This is a genomic window from endosymbiont of Lamellibrachia barhami, assembly GCF_011947365.2.
Classification (GTDB): domain Bacteria; phylum Pseudomonadota; class Gammaproteobacteria; order Chromatiales; family Chromatiaceae; genus QGON01.
The window spans coordinates 2,341,492-2,365,331 of sequence record NZ_JAAVSH020000001.1; the positions used below are offsets into that span (position 1 = coordinate 2,341,492).

Genomic DNA, 23,840 nt, shown 5'->3' on the forward strand with positions numbered 1-23,840 from the left:
TTGACGCAAGATTCGGCCAAATATTCGATTTGCCAGCCTTTAGCCTTTTGCCTAAAAAAGTGACGCGCTAAGTTCATTCACCGCCGTCAGCATATCCGCATCGTCGGTCAGCGCCTGGGCGATAGATGCCCGGCAGGCAACCACGGGATCGACGCCATCGTGAATCAACTTGGCAGCATGTACCAGCAGACGCGTGGAGGCGCCCTCGTCCAGACCGCTGCCTTTGAGGTTGCGGGTCATATGGGCGAACTTCACCAATCGATGCGCCATCTCCGAGGCCACTTCGACCTCGTTTTCGATAATCTTCTGCTCCAGCGCCGCGTCCGGATAGTCGAACTCCAGGGCAATAAAACGCTGTCGGGTACTCTGTTTGAGATCCTTCAACACACTCTGGTAACCTGGGTTGTAGGAGATCGCGAGACAGAAGTCGGCGTTCGCCTCCAGCAGTTCCCCAATCTTCTCCATCGGCAACACCCTGCGGTCATCCGCCAGGGGATGGATCACCACAGTGGTGTCCTTGCGCGCCTCGACCACCTCGTCCAGATAGCAGATGGCACCGGCCCGCACCGCAGCCGCCAGGGGACCGTCCACCCAGACTGTTTCACCACTTTTGACCAGGAAACGTCCGACCAGATCAGACGCAGTCAAATCATCATGGCAGGAGACGGTGATCAGCGGGCGCTTTAGCCGCCACGCCATGTGCTCCATGAAGCGGGTCTTGCCGCAACCCGTCGGCCCCTTCAACAGAACCGGCAGTTGATTGCGATAGGCGGCCTCGAAGACCTCTATCTCATCACCTACCGGCTGATAGTAAGGCTCTTCGTTAATAAAATACTCTTCAGGCTTCAGAATGCGCGCTTGCAACGGGTCTAACCTCTTCCACAAAATTAAAGTATGTAATGAAGTATCAATTCAGCGCATAGTGAAGACTGAGGCAAGGTATAGGATGCGGTGAGTAAAACGAACCGCATCAATCGCGACAGATGCGCATCGCACTGCTCAGCACATCCTACAATCCCATATTTTCCGCACTTACGTGAGGTAGCTGAATAGTTATGTAACGAATAATTAACCCGGAGCAGGTCTCTTTACAAGAGTCGTGTCCTGTTTGAACCCAAGATAATCCGTGAGGTAGAACCTCTCTTTAGCTGAGTGCATATTCCTGGATTACCCCACTCAAAGGTCAAGTATTAATTAGCGGATGCTAATAAACTATAACTGCTTTCTATCAAAGCATTGGAAAATTCGATGGGGAATTAGCAGCTTTTATATGGCGGGGAATCCCGAAGGCGGGTATCGTATCGAGTCCAGAATCTGGGCGCAGTAACGCTGACGCCAATCATGGAATAACCTAGCAGGCAAGTCAAGTATTATTGCGCTGCCGGTTATTTCGGACTTTGAAAAGCCATTCCGCGACGGAGGAGATTCCATGACGGAAGTAATCGCAACCAATGAGACCATTCTGGTGGTCGGCGGCGGGATCAGCGGCATGACCGCTGCCCTTGAAGCTGCTGAAACCGGAAAAAAGGTCGTACTGGTTGAAAAGCGCCCCTATGTTGGCGGTCGCGTCACCCAGCTGTACAAATATTTCCCTAAGCTCTGCCATCCCACCTGTGGTCTGGAGATCAACCAGCGCCGGGCCAAGATGAACCCCAATCTCACCATTATCACGATGGCTGAGGTAACGGACATCAAGGGCGAGGCCGGCAACTACACTGCCACGGTGAAGATCGCCCCCCGCTATATCAACGACAACTGCACCGGTTGCGGCGATTGCGGCAAGGCTGTCGAGGCCGAGTTCGACGATGAGTACAACTACGGGATGGGCAAGCGCAAAGGCGCCTACCTGCCACATCGCATGGCCATGCCCCAGCAGTACATCATTGATCCCGCCATCATCGGCACCGATGACGCGCAGAAAGCCAAGGACGCCTGCAAAGTGAATGCAGTCGACCTGGACATGCGGGAAGAGACCATCGAATTCAACGCCGGCGCCGTGGTCTGGGCCACCGGCTGGCAGCCTTACGATGCAAACAAGATCCAGCCCTACGGCTACGATCGTTTTGAAAACGTCATCACCAGCGTCGAGTTTGAGCGCCTGGCAGATCCCACCGGCCCCACCGGCGGCAAGATCCTGCGCCCCTCCGACGGCAAAGAGGTGAAGAGCGTCGCCTTCATTCAGTGCGCCGGCTCCCGTGACAAGAACCACCTGCTGCACTGCTCGCGCATCTGCTGCATGGCGTCACTCAAGCAGTGCACCTACCCGGCTGACGACGTGGACATCTCTGTCTACTACATCGACATCCGCGCCATCGACCGTTTCGAGGACTTCTATCAGAAGGTCAAGGCGCAGGATAACGTCAAGTTCATCAAGTCCAAGGTTGCCTCCATCGTCAAGGGCGAGGACGACAGTCCCGTACTACACGGGGTGGACACCGAAGGCTACAACCGCTACGCCAACCAGCACGACTTGGTGGTACTGGCGGTCGGCATGGAGCCCAGCGTCGATAAAGAGAGCTTCCCGGTGGATATCGTCATCAATGAGGAGGGCTTCATTGAGCCTGCCTCTGAGAATGGCGGCATCTTCGCAGCGGGTTGCTCATCCGACGCACTGGATGTAAACCGGGCTGTACAACATGCGACCGGCGCTGCACTACGCGCCATCCAGGTCATTAACCGCGTAGCTGGAACGGAGGGCTAAACAGTGGCTGAAGAAAAGAAAATGGCAGGATTTGTCTGCACCGGCTGCGGCATCGGCGAGCGACTCGACGCCGGCCAGCTGGAAACCACCGCAACCCGCGACGGCAAGATGAACACCTGTGTACAGCACGACATGCTGTGCAGCAAGGAAGGTGTGCAAGTGATCCGTGACGCCATCGACAACGACGGCGCCACCCATGTCATGATCGCCGCATGCTCCCGTCGCGCCAAGGTCGAAGCCTTCAACTTCCCTGAAGTCGCCATGACCCGCGCCAATCTGCGCGAAGGCGTCATCTGGGTTCGCCCGGACACCGACGAAAACAAGGAAACCACTCAGGAGATGGCGGACGACTACATCCGCATGGCCTGTGCCGAAGCCAAGTTCAGCACCAAGCCGAATAAATCCGGCGAACAGGAGCTGAACAAGACCATCATGGTGGTTGGTGGCGGTATCACCGGCATGACCGCCGCGATGGAAGCTGCTGCTGCAGGCTACCCGGTTCATCTGGTGGAAAAGAGCGGTGCGCTGGGCGGACGGATCGCAGAATACTATAAAGTTCTGCCGACCCGCTCCCCTTATGCGACCCCTCAGGAGAGCGGCATCGCCGAGATGGCTGCCGCCATCGAGGCTGACGACAAGATCACTGTTCACCTGAACAGCACCCTCGCCCAGACCTCCGGTGCCCCCGGACGTTTCAGCGTGGATGTCGCTACAGAGTCCGGTTCCACCAGCAACTTCACCTGCGGTGCGATCGTTCAGGCTTCCGGCTTCACCCCCTACGATGCCAATAAACTGCCTGAGTTCGGCTACGACAAGAGCGCGGACGTGGTCACCAATCTCGAACTCGAAGCGCTGGCCAAGGCTGCCAACGGCGAACCGATCAAACGTCCTTCCGACGGTAAGGAGATCAAGTCTGTCGCCTTTGTACAGAACGCCGGTCAGTGTTCCGATGAAGAGGGCAAGCTTGCTTACTTCTCCGGCGTCACCGACCTGGTCTCCATCAAGCAGGCGATGTACTTCAAGGAGCTGAACGGCGACTGTGACACCACGATCCTGTTCGACAACCTGCGCACCCCCGGCGCTGCCGGTGAGGATTTCTACCGCGCCGGACAGGAAGCGATGGTTCTCTTCTCCAAGGGCATCGTCTCAGAAGTCGTTCCTGGTGATAGCCTGACGGTCAAGTTCAAGGACCTGATCCTGAACGAAGATACCGAGATGGATTGTGATCTGGTGGTACTGGCGGTCGGCATGGAGCCCAACTCCGGCCCCGATCCCTACTACGCCACAGAAGGTGCCGGTGCGCCAGGACCAGGCGAAGAGGCCAACCCAAACGCTACACCGGAAGTCAGCGTCGACTCCATCCTCAACCTCGACTACCGTCAGGGCACCGACCTGCCGCAGCTGAAGTATGGTTTCAACGACTCCCACTTCATCTGCTTCCCTTATGAGACCCGCCGTACCGGCATCTACGCCGCCGGCCCAGTGCGTCGTCCCATGGATATACAGCAGGCGCGTGATGACGCAGCCGGCGCCACCATGAAGGCAATCCAGGCTGCGGAGAACGCAGGCAAGGGTATGGCGGCCCATCCCCGTGCCGGTGACCTCTCCTATCCGATATTCCGTAAAGAGGGCTGCACCCAGTGTAAGCGCTGCACGGTTGAGTGCCCCTTCGGCGCCATCAACGAGGACGAGAAGCGTTACCCGCTGTTCAACGAGGCCCGCTGCCGCCGCTGCGGCACCTGCATGGGCGCTTGCCCGGTGCGCGTCATCTCCTTCGAAAACTACAGCATCGACACCGTCGGTCAGCAGATCAAGATCGTCGAGATCCCGGAGGAGTGGGACGAGAAACCCCGCATCCTGGTGCTGGCCTGCGAGAACGACGCCTACCCGGCGCTCGATCAGGCAGCCATGAACGGCGTTGAGATCAATCCCTGGGCACGTGTCATCCCGGTACGTTGCCTCGGTTCTGTGAGCCTCTCCTGGATTACCGACTCCCTCAACAACGGCTACGACGGCATCGTTCTGATGGGTTGCCAGCATGGAGAGGACTACCAGTGCCACTTCGTACGCGGTTCTGCCATGGCGGCCGAGCGTATGAGCAAGGTCGGCGATACCCTGCAGACCCTCAACCTCGAACCCGAGCGTGTTGTGGTCTACGAGGTCGCCATCACCGATATCGAACGTGCGCCCAAGCTGATCAACGACATGGCTGAGACCATAGAGAAGATCGGCATGAGCCCATTCAAGTTCTAAGGGAGCCTTCAATGAGCACAAATAGTCAAAAATACCGCAACAGCTTCCTGAAGGAGGTTGAAGCGAACGTCGAAGAGGGCGAATGGGTCAAGATGTGCATGCAGTGTGGTGTATGCGCAGGCTCATGTCCTTTGGGCAAGCACTGGGACCATCCACCGCAGGAGATCTTCATGATGATCCGGGCGGGCAAGCGTGAAGAGGTTCTGACCTCCGACTCCATGTGGATGTGTACCTCTTGCTACAACTGTATCGCACGCTGCCCACGCGGCCTGCCGATCACCCACATCATGCACGGTCTCGCCACCTACGCGAAACGCCTCGGCCTGGCGCCGAAGAACCAGCCGACTCAGGGATTCTCTCAACTGTTCTGGGACAACCTGATGAAGAAGGGCCGCGTGAACGAACTCAAGATGGGCCTCTCCATGTACTTTAAGGACGGCTTTGCCCAAGGCGTCAAAAACGCCATGGCCAACCAGAAGCTGGGCCAGAACATGATGAAGGCAAAGCGCATGAATGCGATGGAGATCATGGGTGGACACGGCGTCAAGAGTCCTGGCGATCTGGCAAAGATCATCAAAAAGGCCCAGGAAATCGAAGACGGCAAAATCCAGGACTTCAGCTGAGCGAGGACATACCCAAATGGCTAAGATAGAACTTTCATTCTACCCGGGGTGCTCCTCACAGACAGGCGCATCCTCATCCAACTACCTCGTCTCTGCACAAACCATGTGCGAGGAGCTGGATATCACCCTCAATGAGATCCCCGACTGGAACTGCTGCGGCGCTTCCATCGGTTACGGCGGTGGTGGCGAACTGCCACGTCTGACCCTCTCTGCCCGTAACATTGCACTCTCCGAAGAGCACAATGCCGGTCAGGAGATCGTCGCGACCTGTGCCGCCTGCTGGCTCTCCACCCGCGAGGCAAAAGAGCGTCTGCATGAAGACGAGCAGATGTTCAAGGATGCCAATACCGCACTGGCCGAAGGCGGACTTCGCTATAAAGGCGAAGTCGGCGTCCACCACATGGTTGAGGTGCTGATTGAGGACATCGGTTTCGACGCCATCAAGGAGAAGGTCAAAAAACCTCTTGAAGGCATCAAGATAGCCGGTTACGTCGGCTGTCAGACCAACCGCCCCTTCGGTATCGCCGGAGAGTCTTTCGAAAATCCGCAATATCTCGACAAGATTGTCGAGGCTGTCGGCGCCGACTCGATTCCCACCTACGAGAAGAAGGTACAGTGCTGCGGCGGCGCCCTGGCATTCTCCGAGCCTGAAAAGTCTCAGGAGATGATCCACGGCATCATCGAGGCGGCCTACGACAATGGTGCAGACATGATCGTCACCCCCTGCCCGCTCTGTCAGGCCAACGTTGAGATCTATCAGGATCAGATCAACGAGACCTACGGCACCAAGTTCGACATGCCCGTGGTCTACTACTCCACCCTGATGAGCGTCGCCTTCGGCCGCAATGCAAAAGACGCCGCACTAAATGGCCACATCATCAAGGCCAAGAAGCTGGAAGAGATCGCAAACAAATAGACCGATCTTTACCAGCGCCCCCCTTGCGGGGCAGACTGAAAGCCCGCTTCGGCGGGCTTTTTGTTGCACGCCCTAAAAGACACCTGAGGCGACGAAGGGATATCAACGCTCCATGCTATAGTGAAATGCAACCTTCGCACAGGCATCTCTTTATGGTCACTCCAACGAGTCCCGCTCCCTGGGCAAAACTCATCGAACTGGCCCTTCTGTTCTCGCTTGTGGCGCTGCTCGTTACGCTTTATACCCAAGGCTACCTGGATCGTATTCTCGGCAATCTCCTGACCCTATGGTTCTTTTGTATCATCCTCACCATCGTCCTGCTGGTTGAATCCTTCGCCTTCGCCGGGCGCGATGCCGATGACCACTTCTGGTCCTGGCTGACGACCGGGCTTGGCATGTTGGGTACGGTTCTCGGGTTTTCCATGGCGCTGGCCGGACTTGAAGTTGACGCCCTGCATGAGCCAGCCACCCTGTCGGCCGAGATCGGACGATTCCTGAAAACCGTCTCGTTCGCCACCGATACCACCATGATCGGTTTGTCTGCAGCCATGACGATGGAGGCCATGAACAAGGTTCGCAAGATGCTGTATGGCGAAAGAACTGCCGAATCAAGCACACGAGCGATTGCCTCAGAGAAGGATTAAGCCATGACCCGGCAGCGCGAAGACAGCATGTCCATTGTTTTCCGTGATCTGCTGATGCTGCTGGCGCTCCTGATGCTTACCCTGGTGGTGTTATTGATTCCTCTCATCGAGGTCAAGCAGGAGACCACACAGACCGAGACCGAGATAGAGAAGGCTGCAGGGGATATGATCGCCGAGATCAGCTGGGCCTCGGACAGCCCTGCCGATATCGATCTGTGGACCGATGCGCCGGGCGAAGAGAAGGTCGGCTACTCCATGCCCTTCGGTAAAATTTTCAACCTGGTACGGGATGATCTTGGCCGCGACGTGGACTATTCCGGCCTGAACTACGAGTTCTCCTTCTCCCGCGGCATCCCCGATGGCCGCTATCGCTTCTCCATCGTCTACTACACCGACAACGGTCAAGGCGAAACACCGGTGGATGTGCGTATCTCCATCCGGCACCGCCAGGGAAAGCTCATGATCCCGATATACGAGGATGTGATGACGCTGGACTACCCCGGGCAGGAGAAGGGCGTCGTGACCTTCACCATGGAAGATAAAAAACTGCTCCCGGACAGCCGATCATTTGAGCCATTTGATATTTTCCACAACACACTGAAGCAGAGCCAGACAAAGAGCAAATAGATGTTCACCGATCCGCTAACGCTGCAATATCTACTGCTGGCTGTTTTCGCCATCTGGGGAAGCTTGGCTGTCATAGCAACCAGACGCAGCTTCGCCTCTTTTCTGCTGGGCGCCTGCGTGTTTCTCACCATCGCCTACATTGCGCTGGGATCCGGCTTCTCTATCCGCTTACCCTACCTGCACGAAAAGATGGAGGTTATCGTCTACACGGTTCACAATGACCGTGTTCACGCCCTCGCCCACCCCCTGAATCGTCCCGGCGAACCCATACACATCGTCTTCAGTATCGACCCCGACACCCACGCTGGCGCCCAGATGCGCAAGAGCTTCTTCGATGCAGTCCGCGCCCGTGAAGGCAAGCGCCATCAAACAAAAATTGTTATCGACATGCGTGGCCACTTCACTGACCTGGGCGTCTACAAATATGAGATACCACCAGCCATGCCACCGAAGATGCCACCGTAGGCCGGTTAAAGCGTAGCGGAACCGGCAAACCAGATGCCCGATCCGCTACGCTTGATCGTGCCTACGCCTTGAGCTAAACAAGCCAATCTTCACAACCGATCTGAATAGACACGATTGAACGAACGCTTCATGTTTTATTCCGCAGCAAACAACTTGATATCGATACGTTGGTTCTGGCTGGCAACCTGGTTCCAGGCACCGACATCCTGCGCGACATAGGGCTCTGGATAGGGCACCTTCGTCGCGTCAAACCCCGATACCTCCAACTCGACGAATATATCTCCATTGATCAATGAGGGGGCATTATTCAGATAGTTGGAAAAACCGATCGTTGGAACCGCCTGCTTTTTGCCCTCGGTTTCCGCCAGATCACGGGCGAATACACAGTCTGCAAATGTCGTCTCGCCGGAAGCAGGCACAAACCGGCTCTGATCGTTTCTGCTCAGACAATAATTACCATAGTTGGCCGCCAGCCTTACGGTTCCGGTAAAACCTGCTGCAGCCAGATGGTCGATGATCTGGGAGAGCCAGATGACCCGCTTATCACTAAACGGCCCTTCGCCATAGGGGAAACGCGAATCACGGTTAACCGCCCACTCAAGCAACGGCAGCGCTTCTGTACCAACCTGTTTACCTAAATCCTCCAAGCGACTTTTCAGCGTCTCAATGGCTGTTTGCTGCTGCTGTATCAGCGCATCCACCTGCGTGACTTTTTCTGTCAGAATATTCCGTCCTGACTCCAGCAGCAGCAGGTTTTCCGCCACATCCCTCTGTGTCCTGTCGCTATTGATATTCCAGAACCACACCGTTGCCGAGATCGCCAGGCAGGCAACGAATACCATCAGCAACCACTTTGGGACACCCCCTTTTTTGGGAAGGCTCGCAGCAATCGATCGCTGGGTATCATTCAGACGTTCATTCACCCCGGAAAATTGCTGTTCCATGGAGCGCAATGACCTTGCTGCATTCACATCCATGCGCTTTGAAAGCAACTTATGCTGTTGCGCCAACAGCAACGCCATCTGTTTACGGCTGCCCCCCTGCTTGAGTGATTGCTCCGCCTGTTCAACCAAGCCCTGAAATCGATCGATATATTCTGCCTCGGCCCTGACTTCGTCACCACCACTCGCAGCCCCCACTACTGCGTGCGTATAACGCGCGACCAGGGAATCCTGATCGGGGTTGAGATGAAGCGCATGAATGACTTCGTCGAGATCCTGCGTCTCCAACTCCTTCGGCAGGACACCCAGCGCACCTAGCGCCCTCGCCTGGCCAATCGCCAACCCTCCTGCTCTGGAGGTATACATCATCACTGGGATCGCGGCCGTATTGGGATTCGATTTGATCGCTTTCAAGGCCTGAAAGCCGTCCATACCAGGCATTTCATAATCCAGGAAAACCGCGTCCGGAATATGCTCGCTGAGATAGTCTATGGCTGCACCGGCTGATTCTACGGCATCGACCTCGATATCGTAGCCGGCCAGGCGTTTCGCAAGCACCTCTCTGGCCGTTTGCGAGTCATCAACAATGAGCGCATGTTTGCGTGCCATATCGATTACCATCTGAATTCGACTATTCCATAAACAATAACAGTATTTATCTTCCAAGAACTATCGAATAATTCGCATCCTGTGAAGTCTCAAAGATTAGAGGATCGGTATAAAATGTCCACGAATGAGCTGACAAGTGTCCATTGCGAAGCCTGCAGGGCGGATGCACCCAATGTTTCAGATGATGAACTCGCCAGTTTGATAAAAAAGATTCCAGATTGGAATCTAGAGGTCAGAGACGGCATCATGCAGCTGGAAAAATCTTTTTCCTTCAATAACTTTGTTGATGCAGTCGCCTTCACGAACCGGGTCGGTGAACTGGCGGAGTCTGAAGGGCATCACCCTGCACTGCTGACTGAGTGGGGCAAAGTGACCGTGACCTGGTGGTCTCACAAAATCAAAGGACTGCACCGCAACGATTTTATTATGTCTGCAAAGACCGACCAGATTGCGGCCTCTTAAGGAGACTGTCGGGTTTAACGCTGTTCAATCCGCGCCTGCGGATTAGTCGCTTCGACCGCCATGGATGGCGGAAGTGCGGGAAACGCAGGAGCAGTTATCCGTCAAACGGATAAACCCGACAACCTCCTGGAGAAATAAAAAAGCCGCACAGATGTGCGGCTTTTTTGGATTTGAGGGACGAGATCAGGAGATCGCGTCTTTCATCTTCTCCGCTTCCCTCTGACGATGAATCTCCGCCTCGGCCTCGCGGCGCATCTTCAGGATATCCTCCCGCTCTGCCATGCGCGTTTCATAAGCCCCCTCTTTTTCCGGGATGGTCTTGTCGCCAAACAGTACCTGTTTGAGCAGACGTGCACCAAACAGCATCAAGGCAACGTCCTCTTTTTCGACAGTCGCGTAGAAAGCCTCTTCAAGGTCGTAGGTGGCCCGGAAAGAGTCATTCATTACATAGTGGCGCAGCCGGTCTACATCATAGGAACACATGAAGAAGAACTGCAGACTGGTGTCCGAAGGACGGCCGATGCTGGGACCCGCCGAGCGCTTTTTAAGCATCAGCTGCAACCACTCACGGTTGATCTGGTCGTACTGCTCCACACCCTGCTCACGACGGTAGGCATCGATAGAGATCTTTCGATCCTCGTTATGCCCCATGCAGTGATCCTCCTTGATCATGAAATAGCGGGTTTCATCCTCAGTCGCTCCTGCCTCGTGCAGCGCCATATGACCCAGCGGATAGTAACGGCAGGCGGTGGGGCGGTCAGCATAGACACTGCACCCTTCATCGGTGACAAACAGGCAGGCACCCTCATCGTCAGTGCGCAGCTTAACGCCGGGTATGCCATCCTTATCCATCTCGAACGGCACCGTGTGATTCTTCAAAAACTCGGTTCCACTGATCCCCAGATTATCCTTCAGACGAATGATGTCGTAAGGCATCAGCTGAATATCTGCGCGGCGGCAGCACTCATTGAAACAGGATATGCCCTTGGAGCACTGAAACTGGATCTTAGTACCCGGATCCAGAATATTTGGCACCAGGTCACTTTTGAAAGGGATATCAAACTTTTCGCTCATTTTTCTCTCCGCTGGATCAATTCGGCAAAGGAGCCTGCCGAACCCTAATCAGCCAGACTATATTGATTGACTATCGGATTATCATAATCCGCAAATGAGTACCGATTACCCTACAATTTACAGGCGTTGAGAAACACTTGATAACACAGGATTACCGTCCTTCATTTACAGACTCGCTAGAGGCAAAAAAGTCCGGATGCCTTGCGACACCCGGACTTTTCACGCCATCAGGCTATCAAGTAAGACTTACTTGAACAGCTTGGACTTGTCGACCAGATCAACGTGGGCGCGCTTGAAGCAGGTCCACTCTTTGGTCTCTTTGTTGTAGATGGAGTTCACGAAGCAGTGCCAGTTCTCTTCGTCCACGAAGTTCTTGTCCATGCGGTAGTAGAAGCCCGGGTAACGGGACTCCTGGCGGAACTGGATGTGTTTCATGTGGGCTTCCGCGGTGAGGATGCGGTGATAGTTTTCCCAGGCACGAAGCAGCTCGTGAAGATCCTTGGCGCGCATCTTCAGCGCATCTATCTTCAGCTCAGTCAGCTTGCCTTCAGCCACTTCCAGCATGTTGGCGTTGGTGGTGTAGTAGGTAGCAACACCGGCAACGTACTCATCCATCAGTTTCTGCAGACGGAACTGCAGCATCTTGGGAGTGATGTAGTTGGGGTTAACGTCGATCGCGGTGCTGTAATCCTTGTGCTCAAGGTAGGTACGAACAGGGCGATAGATCTCTTCAACCAGCTGATCAACCGAAGTATCCAGCTCAGGCTTCCAATCCTTGTTGTCCATGACGAACTTGACCATGGACTTGGCGCACATGCGACCTTCAGCGTGAGAGCCGGAGGAGAACTTGTGGCCAGAGGCGCCAACGCCGTCAGCTGCGGTGAACAGACCGGTTACGGTGGTCATGCCACGGTAGCCCCAGTTCCAACCAGAAGGCAGGTGACCAGGAACCTTATCAGCTTCAGCGTGCCCTTCTTCAGTTGGCGCGCCAACATCGTCAGGACCGGAAACCCAGATGCCGCAGCAACCGGAGTGAGAACCCAGCAGGTAGGGTTCGGTAGGCATCAGCTCGGAGTTCTTCTTCTCAGGCTCGATGTTCTCACCAGCCCAGATACCGCACTGGCCGATACACATGTCGAGGAAGTCTTCCCATGCCTCTGCTTCCAGATGCTTGACCTCACGAGGAGTCAGGGTCTCACGCAGGTTGGCGAGGGCGGTAACGGTGTCCATCCAGATGGGACCACGACCTTCCTTCATCTCTTTGAGCATCAAGTGGTTACGCAGGCAGGATGCGGGAACGGCAGCCGCTCCGTAAGGAGGATAGTCGTTCAGCATCTCCTTGTTGCGATCCATGTACACTTCGCCGAAGGCGTTGGTGGCCTTGGACTTGAAGAGCAGGAACCAGGCGCCTACCGGACCGTAACCGTCTTTGAAACGGGTCGGTACAAAGCGATTTTCCATCAGGGTCAGCTCGGCACCGGCCTCGGCAGCCATGGTGTAGGTGGAACCGGCGTTCCATACGGGGTACCAGGCACGGCCCTGACCCTCACCCACAGAGCGGGGACGGAAGATGTTCACACAACCACCGGCAACCAGCAGGCAGGCCTTGAACTTGTAGACCACAACCTTGTCTTCACGAACAGAGAAGCCAACAGCACCGGCAACGCGGTTCTTGTCGTTCTTGTCGTTAACCAGCTTGACAACGAAGATACGCTCTTCAATGTTGTCCATGCCCAAGGCTTTCTTGGCAGCCTCAGCAACGATCCATTTGTAGGATTCGCCGTTGATCATGATCTGCCACTTGCCGGAACGTACAGGCTTGCCACCGTCTTTCAGGGAGGTCATGCCTTTGGAGCCGTCGAAACGCTCGCCGTTCTCATCAGTCTTCCAGATGGGCAGGCCCCACTCTTCGAACAGATGTACGGATTCGTCAACGTGACGACCCAGATCGTAAGCCAGATCGTCGCGGGTGATACCCATCAGATCGTTGGAAACCATACGGGCGTAGTCTGCAGGATCCTGGTCAGGACCGATGTAGGTGTTGATAGCGGAGAGACCCTGTGCAACAGCACCGGAACGATCCATAGCAGCCTTGTCAACCAGCTTTACGCTGATGTCTGCACCGGAAGCCTTGATCCAGGGACCAAGCTCATAAGCGGCGCCGCATGCACCCATGCCACCACCGATGATGAGGATGTCTACCTCTTCTTCGACGACATCAGGATTACCGAATTCAGCCATTTCTAAATACCTCAGTTAATTCAAGTTCTGTAGATTCTGTCTGAATCCGACTTATTTGCAGATCAGCTCGCTGGGATCGCCAGCGCGGTAACCGTTCTGCTGATTATGGTTGAAGAAACCGGTATCGGAGATCTTCGCATAGTCAGCATCAGGCGTATCGCCATAGGGATCAATAGAACCTTCAGGCGTGGTGCGGATCGGGAACTTGAAACGCTTCATGGTGCCGTTGCGGAACTTGATGGTCCACATGATGGAATCGGTACCGCGCAGAGGCTGTACAGAGGCGCCCATGGGTACGATGTCGGCGTAGGGACGCGCTTCGATCGCCTGCTGAGGGCAGATCTTGATGCAGGAGTAGCACTCCCAGCACTGCTCAGGCTCCTGATTGAAGGCTTTCATGGCATGGCCGGTCTCAGAACCGTCCATATCCAGCTTCATCAGGTTGTGAGGGCAGATGTACATGCAAGCGGTCTTGTCCTGGCCTTTACAGCCATCGCACTTCTCAGTACGCACAAATGTTGGCATGGTTTTATTTCTCCTAGGTTTCACTGCAGTGATTTCTGCCGCCGCAAAATGCCACGGCTTAGAAGCACTTTTTTAAGTCCAGTCTCCATCCTTATGCGGTCGAGACCTGCAATGCAGACTGGACTACTGAAGATGGTTTGATCCCCCCATGTGGCCGGCCTTTTCGGCCAAAAATCACGCACACGCGGTCATCAGGGCGGTAAACAATACGGTTTTCCTCCCTGATACGCCAAACAATTTTCAATCTGGCATCATAAAATCCGCTTATTGAGCTAGCTTATTGAAATACCAACCAAAACAGTGGGATTAGTAAATGCTTATTTTCTCTGGAAAAACAGGCCAGAGACCTGCACCAGTACAAACAGCAATCCCGCAGCAACTACCATAGACGGGCCGGTGGGCGTATCCCATTGCAATGATCCCCAGAGCCCTGCTGCAACAGAAACAGCCCCAATAACCGCTGCCAGCAGTGCCATCTGCTCAGGCCCCACTGCAAATCGCCGGGCCGCAGCCGGCGGTATGATCATCATGGAGGTAATCAGCAGAATACCCACAATCTTCATGGACACTGCAATCACCAGGGCGATCAATATCATGAACAGCAGACGCACTTGGGTGACCGGCACCCCCTCGACCCGAGCCAGCTCTTCATGCACGGTCAGCGCCAGCAGTGGGCGCCAAATCAGCGTCAGTACGATCAGCACCAGCAGACCGCCACCATAGATCCAGTAGAGATCGAGGGTGGAAACCGCAAGGATATCCCCGAACAGGTAACCCATGAGATCGACCCGTACCGTCTCCATGAAGGCCAGCAGCACCAGACCCAGGGAGAGCGCAGTATGCGCAAAGATTCCCAGCAGGGTGTCACTCGCCAGCTGCCGCTGCTGTTGCATCGCCACCAGCAATACCGCCAGCGTCACCGACACCAGCATCACCGACAGCTGGGTGCTCACACCCAACAGCAGTCCAAGTCCCACCCCCAACAGGGCCGTATGGGACATCGCCTCGCCGAAGTAGGCCATGCGCCGCCAGACCACAAAGGCCCCCAGTGGTCCAGCCAGACAGGCCACACCCAGCCCTGCCAGCAGAGCCCGCAGCAAAAAATCATCCATCGGAGTCACCTGTTTCGCAATGCGCTTCGTCCCCCGGGATCACATTGCCATGCAGATCATGGGCATGATCGTGATGGTGAGAATAGACAGCGAAGGCTGCGCCGCCGAAGAGATCCAGATAGGCAGGGTGACGCGTCACCACCTCAGGGGTGCCCGAACAACAGACATGATGGTTGAGACAGAGTACCCGATCTGTGGCGGCCATCACCAGATGGAGGTCGTGGGAGACCATCAGTATTCCACAGCCACGTTGGTCACGAATGCGGCCGATTAAATTGTAGAGCGCGACCTGACCATTGACATCGACACCCTGCACCGGCTCATCCAGCACCAGCAGGTCCGGCCCCCGCAACAAAGCCCGAGCCAGCAGGACACGCTGCAGTTCCCCTCCAGACACACTCTGCAGGGGATGATCAGACACATGATCGGCACCCACCTCTCGCAGAACCGCTGCCACCTTCTCCTTCGCATAGCGACCGGTGAGGGTCAGAAAACGGGCTACGGAGAGGGGCAGAACCTCATCGACCTGCAGCTTCTGCGGCATATAACCAATACGGAGTCCATCCGCACGGCGCAGAGCACCCGCCGTTGGCCTGAGCAGACCCAGCAGCAGACGCACCAGGGTACTCTTGCCGGAACCATTAGGGCCGATCAGGGTAAGAATCTCACCCCGATGCAGAACCAGGTTCACATCGCGCAGCACCTCACGGCCGCCAAATGCCATGCAGACGCCGTCGGCCTCCAGTAACAGATCGCGCTCAACCATCCATCATCTCCTGCGCCACTCCCGCTCCCAACCTTGGCATCAACTCAATCACGGTCCAAATCCCGCACTCTCTTTAATAAAGGGAGTGATAATATAGCGCCCCAGCCGGTCAATTACCTCTCTCCGCCAAACCATAAACGATAATGACTCACCCTAGACTTTCCCTGCATCTCGTCCTTCTGCTGCTTTTTTGCTGCTCTTCCTGGACCCAGGCCGCCGTACTGGTGAGCATCAAACCGATCCATTCGCTGGTGGCGGGCATCATGCAGGGGGTAGAGGATCCACAACTGCTGCTATCCGGCGGCCAATCACCGCACCGCTACACACTTAAACCCTCAGATGCGCGAAACATCCAGCAGGCTGATCTGATCATCTGGATAGGGCCGGAAATGGAATCTTTTCTGCCGAGAATTCTGACCGCTTCAGGACGGCCCAATATCGCACTACTGGATCTGCTCAAGATTGAGGACAGGGCAAGCCACAATCACGACGGTGAAGACCATGCCGGGCGCGACCCCCATCTCTGGCTCGATCCTTTGCGGGCAAAACGGGTCGTGCGGCTGATTGCCGATCGCCTCAGCCTGCTGGATCCAAAACACCGCGGGTCATATGAAGAGAATGCACGGACACTGCAGCAGCGCCTGGATCTGCTACATCAAGAGTTGGAGTCCCGCCTGGCGCCTGTGCGCACTATCCCCTACATCGCTTTTCACGACGCCTATGGCTATCTGGAAGCACGCTACCAGCTCAACTCAGTCGGCACGGTAACCCTCGACCCTGAACGCCTGAGTGGCGCCCGGCATATTCACGATCTCCAGCAGAAGATCCGCCGCATCGGAGTGGACTGCATCTTCACCGAGCCACAATTTGAACCCCGGCTGGTGGAATCACTCAGCGGGGACACGACAACACGCAGTGCGGAACTCGATCCATTGGGGAGCGATCTGCCGCCCGGTCCGGATGCCTATTTCCAACTGATGAGAAGGGTTGCCGACCAATTGGTGCAGTGCCTGGCAAATCAGTAACTCAAGCAATCATGGTGCGCGCGGCGCACCCTACGTTTGTCACTGATGAGTTCGTAGGCCTGATCAAGCGTAGCGGATCAGGCAAAAGACTACAAACGGCGACTGCCGGTTCCGCAAGCTCGAACCGGCCGACAGTTCACTATAGTCCGTCGATACAGTCCAGTAAGATCACTCACCAAAATAGAGCTTGGGTTTGATCTCCGGCGGCATCTGAAGATGAAATCCCAACTCGGACAGGTTTGCCATTACCTTTGACACATCCTCACGGGCCAGGACTCGGCCAGCATGCAACTCCAGCTCCATCACCAGTGCTGGCACGCCGAAACGCTCCAGCAGTGGTGCAGGGACCAGGTCGAAGCCCTCCTCTTCTCTTAGATAGAGGTACATCTGCTCGTTACGCGGGCTGCGATAGACCCAGCAAATAAGCTTGTCTTCCGCCACGGTTACGCCGGAGCGACCGGCGGAGCCACCACGGGCTCAAGCCGCCAGATATCCCGGTTGTACTCTTCCATTGTCCTGTCGGTGGAGAAGTGACCGCTCTTCGCGGTATTGATGATGCTCATGCGCACCCTCTCATCCACAATTCTGATAGGCCGGTGCGCCTCCTCCTGAGCATCGACATAACTGCGAAAATCCGCCCAACATGACGATATCTACCTCGCGTGATGTTAACGATGCGCGATCTGGGCCGCCGCATACTCATGCACTTCCAGCAGAAACAGTCTGGCCCGGTCGACTATCCGGAGGACACCATCTTGGTGGGTGGTGAGGTCAGCGTCATGCAGCTTGCCGATGTACCGATGGAACGCCTTGCGGGCCTTGTTTCGGCGAAGGGCGTTTCAGCTCTCCCATGTCGCCACATTGGCTCAAGCATCTCCCAGTGAGCTGACCCGCCCGTGGACGGGTCGATGGGCGTTTCCTCATCAGCGACGGTTACCGGGGGCGCATCTGCTCTGTCGGCGCCGTCGGTGCGAAAAACCGAGTACCTGGTACAGCAGTGAAGAGGATCGGGCACTGAGTGCAGAGCTGGAGGCGACCCGTGATCTGCCTTCAGGAGAATCTATCGGGGTGACGGTGCGCCCCCCATTCGAACACCCCGCCCGGTTCCGAGATGCGAGCAATCTCCCGTCTCTACGATATTGCGTCGGTCTCTATCGAACAGAAGTCCCCTTTATGGTGCGCGACCGTTTCCCCAGTGAGGAGGCGCAGACCGCAAACTATCGGAATGTTCTTGAGACCTTTGCCCCCAGATCCGTCACCATCCGCACCCTCGACATTGGTGGCGATAAACCCTTGCCCTATTTTCCGGTCAATGAGTCCAACCCATTCCTTGGTTGGCGTGGCATCCGCATCTCACTGGATCATCCGGAGATATTTCTCACTCAAGTGCGTGCCATGCTGCGTGCAGCCATCGGCTTGGATAATCTGCAGCTGCTATTGCCGATGATCAGCAATGTGAGTGAGGTGGATGACTCACTGCTGTTGATTCAGCGGGCACACGATGAACTGATCGAAGAGGGACATGGGGTGAAGATGCCCCGTGTCGGTGTGATGATAGAAGTGCCGGCTGCGGTCTATCAGGTGGAGGCGTTGGCGCGCCGGGTCGATTTTCTCTCTGTCGGCACCAATGATTTGACCCAGTATCTGTTGGCGGTGGATCGTAACAACCCCCATGTGGCGGAGATCTACGATGATCTGCATCCCGCTGTGTTGCGGGCCCTGATTCAGGTAGTGGAGGGGGGCAGGCAATTTCACCGGGAGGTCAGTGTCTGTGGTGAGATGGCGGGCAACCCTGCAGCGGCGGTCTTGCTGCTGGGTATGGGGGTCGAAAATCTTAGTATGAATGCCAGCAGCCTGCTACGGGTGAAGTGGGTGATTCATTCCATCAGCCGCGCCAGGGCGAGGGAACTGCTGCAGGCGGCGCTACGCTGCGAAAAGGCTTCTGAAATCAGGGCGTTGCTCAGTAATGCGTTGGAAGAGATAGGGCTGGGTGGCTTGGTCAGGGCGGGGAAATAGAGTGACCATGGACGCATTTTCATGGCAGAGATGGCGTAAACCGATTCATGGATCTTCCCTGAATATTATCTGGATGAACCTGCTGTCCAACCACTTACAATGAATCATAAGCCCGCTACCGGGCAACCAGAGGAGTGAGAATGAGAAAGCTGTTTTTGATGGTCTGTCTGCTGCCTGCGCTGCTGCTCGCGGCAGAACGCGGTCCGGCGGTGAAGAATTATCCTGCAGATCAGGTGGCGGATGGCGTCTATGTTATCCATGGCCCGCTGGGGCGGCCTTCGGTGGAGAATCAGGGTTTCATGAACAATCCGGCCTTTATCGTCACCGATGAAGGCGTGGTGATTGTCGATCCCGGAGCCAGTGTGCAGATTGGCGAGATGGTGCTGCGGCAGATCCGCAAGTTCACTGACAAGCCGGTGGTTGCGGTGATGAACACCCATATCCACGGTGACCACTGGCTGGCCAATCAGGCGATTCGGTCTGCCTATCCGAAGGTGGCGATCTATGGTCATCCCAATATGATTGCCAGGATCGAAGAGGGCGAAGGTCAGAGCTGGGTCGATTCACTGCTGAGTATGACGGATAATGCAACCAGGGGAACGGAGGTCGTCGGGCCAAATCATGCGATTGATCATGGTGGTGAAATCACCTTGGCCGGACTCAGGATACGTTTTCTGTTTGAGCCCAAGGCCCATAGTGACTCCGATCTGATGATCGAGATTCCCTCGAAGAAACTGCTGTTTCTGGGGGATAATGTGATGGCTAACCGCTTTGGTCAGATGCGCCACGGAACCTTCAAAGGCAATATCGCCGCCATCGATATGGCCCTGAAGGTGGACGCAGTGATCTATGTGCCTGGCCACGGCCCAACCGGTGGCCGCGATGTTCCGAAAAATTACCAGCGTTATCTCTCCACACTCAGAATCGAAGTGGCGAAATGGCTGGATGAGGGGTTGAGTGATTACGAAATGAAGCCCAAAGTGGTCGAGTCACTCTCTGACTACAAAAACTGGGTCGATTTCGACCATGAAGTGGGCAGTCATATCAATATCGCCTATCTCGAAGTAGAAGCAGAGATGTTTGAATAGATCTTTAACCGGAAGATTTCACGGACTTCAAGAGGTGAAGTATGAGTCAGTCTTTGAAAGGAACCCGCACGGAAAGAAACCTGATGACCGCCTTTGCCGGTGAGTCTCAGGCGCGCAATCGTTATACCTACTATGCGGGTGCCGCCCGCAAAGAGGGACTGGTGCAGATCGCCCATATCTTTGAGGAGACTGCAAACCAGGAGAAGGAGCACGCCAAGCGTTTCTACAAGTTTCTCGAAGGTGGTGAGGTGGAGATCACAGAAACCTTTCCGGCGGGGGACCTGGGAGATACCCTGGCGAATCTGCGCCATGCCGCTGCGGGAGAGGAGCATGAGTGGACCACCATGTACCCGGGTTTTGCCAAGGTTGCCCGTGAAGAGGGTTTTGAGCAGGTGGCAATGGCGTTCGAGGCGATCTCCATTGCGGAGAAACAGCACGGCAAGCGCTACCAGGATCTGGCGGACAATCTTGAAGCCGGACGGGTTTTCAGGCGCAACGGCAAGGTGGTCTGGCGCTGCCGCAACTGCGGCTACCTGCACGAGGGAGAGGAGGCGCCGGGCGTCTGTCCCGCCTGTCTTCATCCGCAGGCCCACTTTGAGTTACTGGGGGAGAACTGGTAGACGTTTGCCTGATCCGCTGCGCTTGATCAGGCCTACAATCCACGCTGAAATCCACCGGCAGATCCCTTGCGCTGCTATTTTGTCGGTTTTGCTCTAAAATGCGTGCTTTGTCGGCGGTTCGTCGTTGAATTCATAAATATTCGGAGTCCCTCCCATGCAGCGCACAGCGCAGGTGGAACGCAATACACTGGAGACCCGGATCAGCATCACGCTGAATCTGGACGGTACGGGTAAATCCCGTTTCGAGACTGGTGTCCCTTTCCTTGATCACATGTTGGATCAGGTGGCCCGCCACGGCCTGATCGACCTGGAGGTCAATGCCAAGGGCGATCTGGAGATCGACGCGCACCACACAGTAGAGGATATCGGCATCACTCTGGGGCAGGCTTTGGCCGAGGCACTGGGGGATAAAAAGGGTATTCGTCGTTATGGACACGCCTATGTGCCGTTGGACGAAGCGCTTTCCAGGGTGGTGGTCGACTTCTCCGGTCGTCCCGGTCTGGAGTACAACGTGGCCTTTACCCGCGCCCGTATCGGTGAGTTCGATGTGGATCTCTTTCGGGAGTTTTTTCAGGGACTGGTCAACCACGCCGGTATGACCCTGCACATCGACAACCTGCGGGGCATCAACGCCCACCATCAGGCTGAGACGGTGTTCAAGGCGCTGGGCCGGGCGATGCGCATGGCGCTGGAGCCGGATCCCCGCATGTCCGACGTGGTGCCTTCCACCAAGGGCACACTGTAAACCTACCCCAATATTTTAAAGAGCGGTATTTCGATGGCACAACGCATCGCAGTCATTGACTACGGTATGGGCAACCTGCGCTCCGTCGCCAAAGCGGTGGAGCATGTCACCGCTCCCGGCGACGAGGTGCTGGTAACCGATGATCCGACCTTGATCCTCAACTCCGACCGGGTGGTCTTTCCCGGCCAGGGGGCGGCCCGCGACTGCATGGCCGCTATCTCCGATCACCATCTGAACCGGGCAATCCTGGATGCGGCACAATCCAAGCCGTTTCTGGGTATCTGCATGGGGCAGCAGGTGTTGATGGAGTTCAGCGAGGAGAACGGTGGTACCGAACTGCTCGGACTCTATCCCGGCAGGGTGCGCCACTTTCCCGGTGGCAAGAGCGCTGATGGAACTATGCTGAAGATCCCGCATATGGGTTGGAATCAGGTTATTCCTACCCACGATCACCCGCTGTGGGCGGGTATTGAACCGGGAAGCCGCTTCTATTTCGTCCATAGCTACTATGTGGATCCGTCCGAGAGCGGTCTGACGGCGGCCACCACCGAATTTGGTGTGAGCTTCGCCAGCGCAGTGTCGGACAAGAGTCTCTTCGCGGTACAGTTTCATCCAGAGAAGAGCGCTGACGATGGCCTGCGGTTATTGAAGAATTTTGTGAATTGGAATGTTTCGTCATGAGGGGTCGGAGTCAAATTAAACTGACTTATTGATTTTAAATGATCATGATCAGATTAATTTGACTCCGACCCCGGAGCATTAATAAACGATAGGGCTTTGATGTGTTACTAATCCCCGCAATCGATTTGAAAGATGGCCAGTGTGTGCGCCTGCGTCAGGGTCGCATGGAGGACGATACGGTATTTTCCAATAACCCGGTGGAGGTGGCGGGCCGCTGGGTGGATGCTGGTGGACGACGCCTGCATCTGGTGGATCTCAACGGCGCATTTGCCGGAGAGCCGGTCAATGGCGACGCTATTCGCAATATCGCCAAGGCCTATCCCGATATGCCGATACAGGTGGGTGGCGGTATCCGCGACGAGGCGACCATCGAGGCCTATCTGAAGGCGGGGGTGACCTACTGCATCATCGGCACCCAGGCGGTGAAATCGCCTGATTTTGTGGCCCGCGCCTGCAAAGCGTTTCCCGGTCATATCATCGTCGGCCTGGATGCCAAAGAGGGGATGGTGGCGATCAACGGCTGGGCGGAGGTCACTGATCAGGAGGTGACCGAGCTGGCGCGCCGTTTTGAAGATGATGGGGTTTCTGCCATCGTCTACACTGACATCGGCCGTGACGGCATGATGACCGGTCCCAATGTGGAGGCCACAACGGCGTTGGCCAATGCCATCAGCATCCCGGTAGTAGCCTCCGGCGGAATCACCAACATCGGCGACATCGAGGCGCTGTGCAAAGCCGATACCACCAACATCACCGCCGCCATCACCGGCCGGGCGATCTACGAAGGGACGCTCGACTTCGCCGCAGGCCAGAGACTGGCGGATGAGTTGACGGCTTGATTTTTTTACCGCGAAGGGCGCGAAGCACGCAAAGTAAAAAATCCTTAGCGCTCTTTGCGCCCTTCGCGGTTAAACAGTAGGTACACAACATGCTCGCTAAACGCATCATCCCCTGTCTCGATGTGGACAACGGCCGAGTGGTCAAGGGTGTCAAATTCGTGGAGATCCGCGACGCGGGTGATCCGGTGGAGGTGGCGCGCCGTTATAACGAAGAGGGTGCGGACGAGATCACCTTTCTCGATATCACCGCCAGCTCCGATAATCGGGAGACCATCGTCCACGTGGTGGAACAGGTGGCATCCGAGGTCTTCATTCCCCTGACCGTGGGTGGCGGCATCCGGGTGGTGGAGGATGTGCGTCGCATGCTCAATGCCGGCGCGGACAAGGTGGCGATCAACACCGCAGCGGTTTTCAACGCTGAGTTCGTCAGGGAGGCCACCACCCGATTTGGCTCCCAGTGCATCGTGGTTGCTATCGACGCGAAGAAGGTGAGCGGCGAGGGAGAACCCCTGAAGTGGGAGATTTTCACCCACGGCGGACGCAAACCCACAGGCATCGACGCCATCGAGTGGGCGAAGAGGATGGCCGACTATGGTGCAGGGGAGATCCTGCTCACCAGCATGGACCGGGACGGCACCAAGATCGGTTTTGACAATAGACTGGCCCGAACCCAGCCCATCTGCCGAGCAGTTATGATCCCGGTGATCGCCTCGGTGGCGTGGGCAACCTGCAACATTTACGGTGGATGGGGTGAAAGGGCGCGGCAGATGCTGTTTTGGCCGCCAGTATCTTCCACTTCTTCGAGTACAGCATTGAGCAGGGCCAAGCGTTTCATGGGATCAGGGCGTCGAGGCAATACGTAACTGA

At 56.0% G+C, this 23,840-nt stretch carries 24 protein-coding genes and 1 pseudogene; 16 read left to right on the forward strand and 9 right to left on the reverse strand.

The features are described 5' to 3' along the window. Positions 1-51: 51 nt before the first annotated feature. Positions 52-864 carry a CbbQ/NirQ/NorQ/GpvN family protein gene (locus G9Q73_RS10560; protein WP_177419755.1) on the reverse strand — a complete coding sequence of 271 codons (813 nt, stop codon included), beginning with the start codon at positions 862-864 and terminating at the stop codon, positions 52-54. 565 nt (positions 865-1,429) lie between these two features. On the opposite strand from G9Q73_RS10560, the gene G9Q73_RS10565 reads away from it, so the two are divergent. From G9Q73_RS10565 to G9Q73_RS10595, 7 genes are all read left to right on the forward strand, one after another. Continuing rightward, on the forward strand, positions 1,430-2,701 hold the full coding sequence (locus G9Q73_RS10565) for a CoB--CoM heterodisulfide reductase iron-sulfur subunit A family protein (RefSeq protein WP_177419756.1): 1,272 nt from the start codon (positions 1,430-1,432) through the stop codon (positions 2,699-2,701). Positions 2,702-2,704: 3 nt separating this feature from the next. Further along, on the forward strand, positions 2,705-4,954 hold the full coding sequence (locus tag G9Q73_RS10570; protein ID WP_177419757.1) for a hydrogenase iron-sulfur subunit: 2,250 nt from the start codon (positions 2,705-2,707) through the stop codon (positions 4,952-4,954). Positions 4,955-4,965: 11 nt separating this feature from the next. Continuing rightward, a complete protein-coding gene (locus G9Q73_RS10575) occupies positions 4,966-5,577 on the forward strand; it encodes a 4Fe-4S dicluster domain-containing protein (protein WP_177419758.1) in 612 nt (203 codons plus the stop codon). A 16-nt stretch (positions 5,578-5,593) separates the two neighbouring features. Then, complete coding sequence (locus G9Q73_RS10580) at positions 5,594-6,493, forward strand: CoB--CoM heterodisulfide reductase iron-sulfur subunit B family protein (protein ID WP_177419759.1); 900 nt, start codon at positions 5,594-5,596, stop codon at positions 6,491-6,493. Between the two features lie 152 nt (positions 6,494-6,645). Next, positions 6,646-7,137 carry a hypothetical protein gene (locus G9Q73_RS10585; protein WP_177419760.1) on the forward strand — a complete coding sequence of 164 codons (492 nt, stop codon included), beginning with the start codon at positions 6,646-6,648 and terminating at the stop codon, positions 7,135-7,137. A 3-nt stretch (positions 7,138-7,140) separates the two neighbouring features. Further along, the gene (locus G9Q73_RS10590; RefSeq protein ID WP_177419761.1) at positions 7,141-7,764 is read left to right on the forward strand and encodes a hypothetical protein; all 624 of its coding nucleotides are present in this window, start codon (positions 7,141-7,143) and stop codon (positions 7,762-7,764) included. Next, on the forward strand, positions 7,765-8,229 hold the full coding sequence (locus G9Q73_RS10595) for a hypothetical protein (protein ID WP_177419762.1): 465 nt from the start codon (positions 7,765-7,767) through the stop codon (positions 8,227-8,229). A gap of 134 nt (positions 8,230-8,363) precedes the next feature. Here G9Q73_RS10595 and G9Q73_RS10600 read toward each other — a convergent pair whose 3' ends face one another. After that, entirely contained in the window at positions 8,364-9,779 is a 1,416-nt protein-coding gene (locus tag G9Q73_RS10600; RefSeq protein ID WP_178941496.1) for a response regulator, read from the reverse strand. A 114-nt stretch (positions 9,780-9,893) separates the two neighbouring features. On the opposite strand from G9Q73_RS10600, the gene G9Q73_RS10605 reads away from it, so the two are divergent. Next, entirely contained in the window at positions 9,894-10,241 is a 348-nt protein-coding gene (locus tag G9Q73_RS10605; RefSeq protein ID WP_177419764.1) for a 4a-hydroxytetrahydrobiopterin dehydratase, read from the forward strand. 183 nt (positions 10,242-10,424) lie between these two features. Here G9Q73_RS10605 and G9Q73_RS10610 read toward each other — a convergent pair whose 3' ends face one another. The 5 genes from G9Q73_RS10610 to znuC all read right to left on the reverse strand — a co-directional run bounded on the left by G9Q73_RS10610 (position 10,425) and on the right by znuC (position 15,959). Next, a complete protein-coding gene (locus tag G9Q73_RS10610; protein WP_177419765.1) occupies positions 10,425-11,315 on the reverse strand; it encodes a YkgJ family cysteine cluster protein in 891 nt (296 codons plus the stop codon). 246 nt (positions 11,316-11,561) lie between these two features. After that, complete coding sequence (gene aprA / locus G9Q73_RS10615) at positions 11,562-13,556, reverse strand: adenylyl-sulfate reductase subunit alpha (RefSeq protein ID WP_177419766.1); 1,995 nt, start codon at positions 13,554-13,556, stop codon at positions 11,562-11,564. 51 nt (positions 13,557-13,607) lie between these two features. After that, complete coding sequence (aprB, locus tag G9Q73_RS10620; RefSeq protein WP_177419767.1) at positions 13,608-14,081, reverse strand: adenylyl-sulfate reductase subunit beta; 474 nt, start codon at positions 14,079-14,081, stop codon at positions 13,608-13,610. Between the two features lie 317 nt (positions 14,082-14,398). Further along, a complete protein-coding gene (gene znuB, locus G9Q73_RS10625) occupies positions 14,399-15,193 on the reverse strand; it encodes a zinc ABC transporter permease subunit ZnuB (RefSeq protein WP_177419768.1) in 795 nt (264 codons plus the stop codon). Then, entirely contained in the window at positions 15,186-15,959 is a 774-nt protein-coding gene (gene znuC, locus G9Q73_RS10630; RefSeq protein ID WP_177419769.1) for a zinc ABC transporter ATP-binding protein ZnuC, read from the reverse strand. Before znuC ends, znuB begins: the two co-directional genes overlap by 8 nt. Before the next feature lie 224 nt (positions 15,960-16,183). Here znuC and G9Q73_RS10635 point away from each other — a divergent pair, with 224 nt between their 5' ends. Continuing rightward, positions 16,184-16,984, forward strand: coding sequence for a zinc ABC transporter substrate-binding protein (locus tag G9Q73_RS10635; RefSeq protein ID WP_177419770.1), 801 nt, complete (start codon positions 16,184-16,186; stop codon positions 16,982-16,984). A 168-nt stretch (positions 16,985-17,152) separates the two neighbouring features. Here the strand turns inward: G9Q73_RS10635 and G9Q73_RS10640 are convergent, their stop codons facing one another. Then, on the reverse strand, positions 17,153-17,425 hold the full coding sequence (locus tag G9Q73_RS10640) for a YcgL domain-containing protein (protein WP_177419771.1): 273 nt from the start codon (positions 17,423-17,425) through the stop codon (positions 17,153-17,155). A gap of 2 nt (positions 17,426-17,427) precedes the next feature. After that, positions 17,428-17,637, reverse strand: coding sequence for a glycogen/starch/alpha-glucan phosphorylase (locus tag G9Q73_RS10645; protein WP_177421406.1), 210 nt, complete (start codon positions 17,635-17,637; stop codon positions 17,428-17,430). A 139-nt stretch (positions 17,638-17,776) separates the two neighbouring features. On the opposite strand from G9Q73_RS10645, the gene G9Q73_RS10650 reads away from it, so the two are divergent. From G9Q73_RS10650 to hisF, 7 genes and pseudogenes are all read left to right on the forward strand, one after another. After that, positions 17,777-19,000, forward strand: coding sequence for a putative PEP-binding protein (locus G9Q73_RS10650; RefSeq protein ID WP_246345183.1), 1,224 nt, complete (start codon positions 17,777-17,779; stop codon positions 18,998-19,000). 140 nt (positions 19,001-19,140) lie between these two features. After that, a complete protein-coding gene (locus G9Q73_RS10655) occupies positions 19,141-20,088 on the forward strand; it encodes an MBL fold metallo-hydrolase (protein WP_177419772.1) in 948 nt (315 codons plus the stop codon). 41 nt (positions 20,089-20,129) lie between these two features. Continuing rightward, the gene (rbr, locus tag G9Q73_RS10660; protein WP_177419773.1) at positions 20,130-20,708 is read left to right on the forward strand and encodes a rubrerythrin; all 579 of its coding nucleotides are present in this window, start codon (positions 20,130-20,132) and stop codon (positions 20,706-20,708) included. A 154-nt stretch (positions 20,709-20,862) separates the two neighbouring features. After that, positions 20,863-21,453, forward strand: a complete 591-nt coding sequence (hisB, locus tag G9Q73_RS10665; RefSeq protein WP_177419774.1) for an imidazoleglycerol-phosphate dehydratase HisB — start codon at positions 20,863-20,865, stop codon at positions 21,451-21,453. 33 nt (positions 21,454-21,486) lie between these two features. Continuing rightward, positions 21,487-22,134: an imidazole glycerol phosphate synthase subunit HisH gene (gene hisH / locus G9Q73_RS10670; protein ID WP_177419775.1), complete on the forward strand. Its 648-nt coding sequence runs from the start codon at positions 21,487-21,489 to the stop codon at positions 22,132-22,134. 101 nt (positions 22,135-22,235) lie between these two features. Next, positions 22,236-22,973 (forward strand): 1-(5-phosphoribosyl)-5-[(5-phosphoribosylamino)methylideneamino]imidazole-4-carboxamide isomerase, encoded by a 738-nt coding sequence (gene hisA, locus G9Q73_RS10675; RefSeq protein ID WP_177419776.1) that lies wholly within the window; start codon positions 22,236-22,238, stop codon positions 22,971-22,973. Between the two features lie 89 nt (positions 22,974-23,062). After that, positions 23,063-23,840, forward strand: a pseudogene (gene hisF, locus G9Q73_RS10680) (imidazole glycerol phosphate synthase subunit HisF); the annotation flags it as partial.

Coding starts and splice junctions, on each gene's coding strand:
- G9Q73_RS10595 (WP_177419762.1), top strand. CDS start 7,765: ATGTTCACCGATCCGCTAACGCTGCAATATCTACTGCTGGCTGTTTTC.
- G9Q73_RS10655 (WP_177419772.1), top strand. CDS start 19,141: ATGAGAAAGCTGTTTTTGATGGTCTGTCTGCTGCCTGCGCTGCTGCTC.
- znuC (WP_177419769.1), bottom strand. CDS start 15,959: ATGGTTGAGCGCGATCTGTTACTGGAGGCCGACGGCGTCTGCATGGCA.
- aprB (WP_177419767.1), bottom strand. CDS start 14,081: ATGCCAACATTTGTGCGTACTGAGAAGTGCGATGGCTGTAAAGGCCAG.
- aprA (WP_177419766.1), bottom strand. CDS start 13,556: ATGGCTGAATTCGGTAATCCTGATGTCGTCGAAGAAGAGGTAGACATC.
- G9Q73_RS10590 (WP_177419761.1), top strand. CDS start 7,141: ATGACCCGGCAGCGCGAAGACAGCATGTCCATTGTTTTCCGTGATCTG.
- rbr (WP_177419773.1), top strand. CDS start 20,130: ATGAGTCAGTCTTTGAAAGGAACCCGCACGGAAAGAAACCTGATGACC.
- G9Q73_RS10585 (WP_177419760.1), top strand. CDS start 6,646: ATGGTCACTCCAACGAGTCCCGCTCCCTGGGCAAAACTCATCGAACTG.
- hisH (WP_177419775.1), top strand. CDS start 21,487: ATGGCACAACGCATCGCAGTCATTGACTACGGTATGGGCAACCTGCGC.
- G9Q73_RS10565 (WP_177419756.1), top strand. CDS start 1,430: ATGACGGAAGTAATCGCAACCAATGAGACCATTCTGGTGGTCGGCGGC.
- G9Q73_RS10580 (WP_177419759.1), top strand. CDS start 5,594: ATGGCTAAGATAGAACTTTCATTCTACCCGGGGTGCTCCTCACAGACA.
- G9Q73_RS10575 (WP_177419758.1), top strand. CDS start 4,966: ATGAGCACAAATAGTCAAAAATACCGCAACAGCTTCCTGAAGGAGGTT.
- G9Q73_RS10605 (WP_177419764.1), top strand. CDS start 9,894: ATGTCCACGAATGAGCTGACAAGTGTCCATTGCGAAGCCTGCAGGGCG.
- G9Q73_RS10600 (WP_178941496.1), bottom strand. CDS start 9,779: ATGGCACGCAAACATGCGCTCATTGTTGATGACTCGCAAACGGCCAGA.
- G9Q73_RS10650 (WP_246345183.1), top strand. CDS start 17,777: ATGTACCGATGGAACGCCTTGCGGGCCTTGTTTCGGCGAAGGGCGTTT.
- hisB (WP_177419774.1), top strand. CDS start 20,863: ATGCAGCGCACAGCGCAGGTGGAACGCAATACACTGGAGACCCGGATC.
- znuB (WP_177419768.1), bottom strand. CDS start 15,193: ATGGATGATTTTTTGCTGCGGGCTCTGCTGGCAGGGCTGGGTGTGGCC.
- G9Q73_RS10610 (WP_177419765.1), bottom strand. CDS start 11,315: ATGAGCGAAAAGTTTGATATCCCTTTCAAAAGTGACCTGGTGCCAAAT.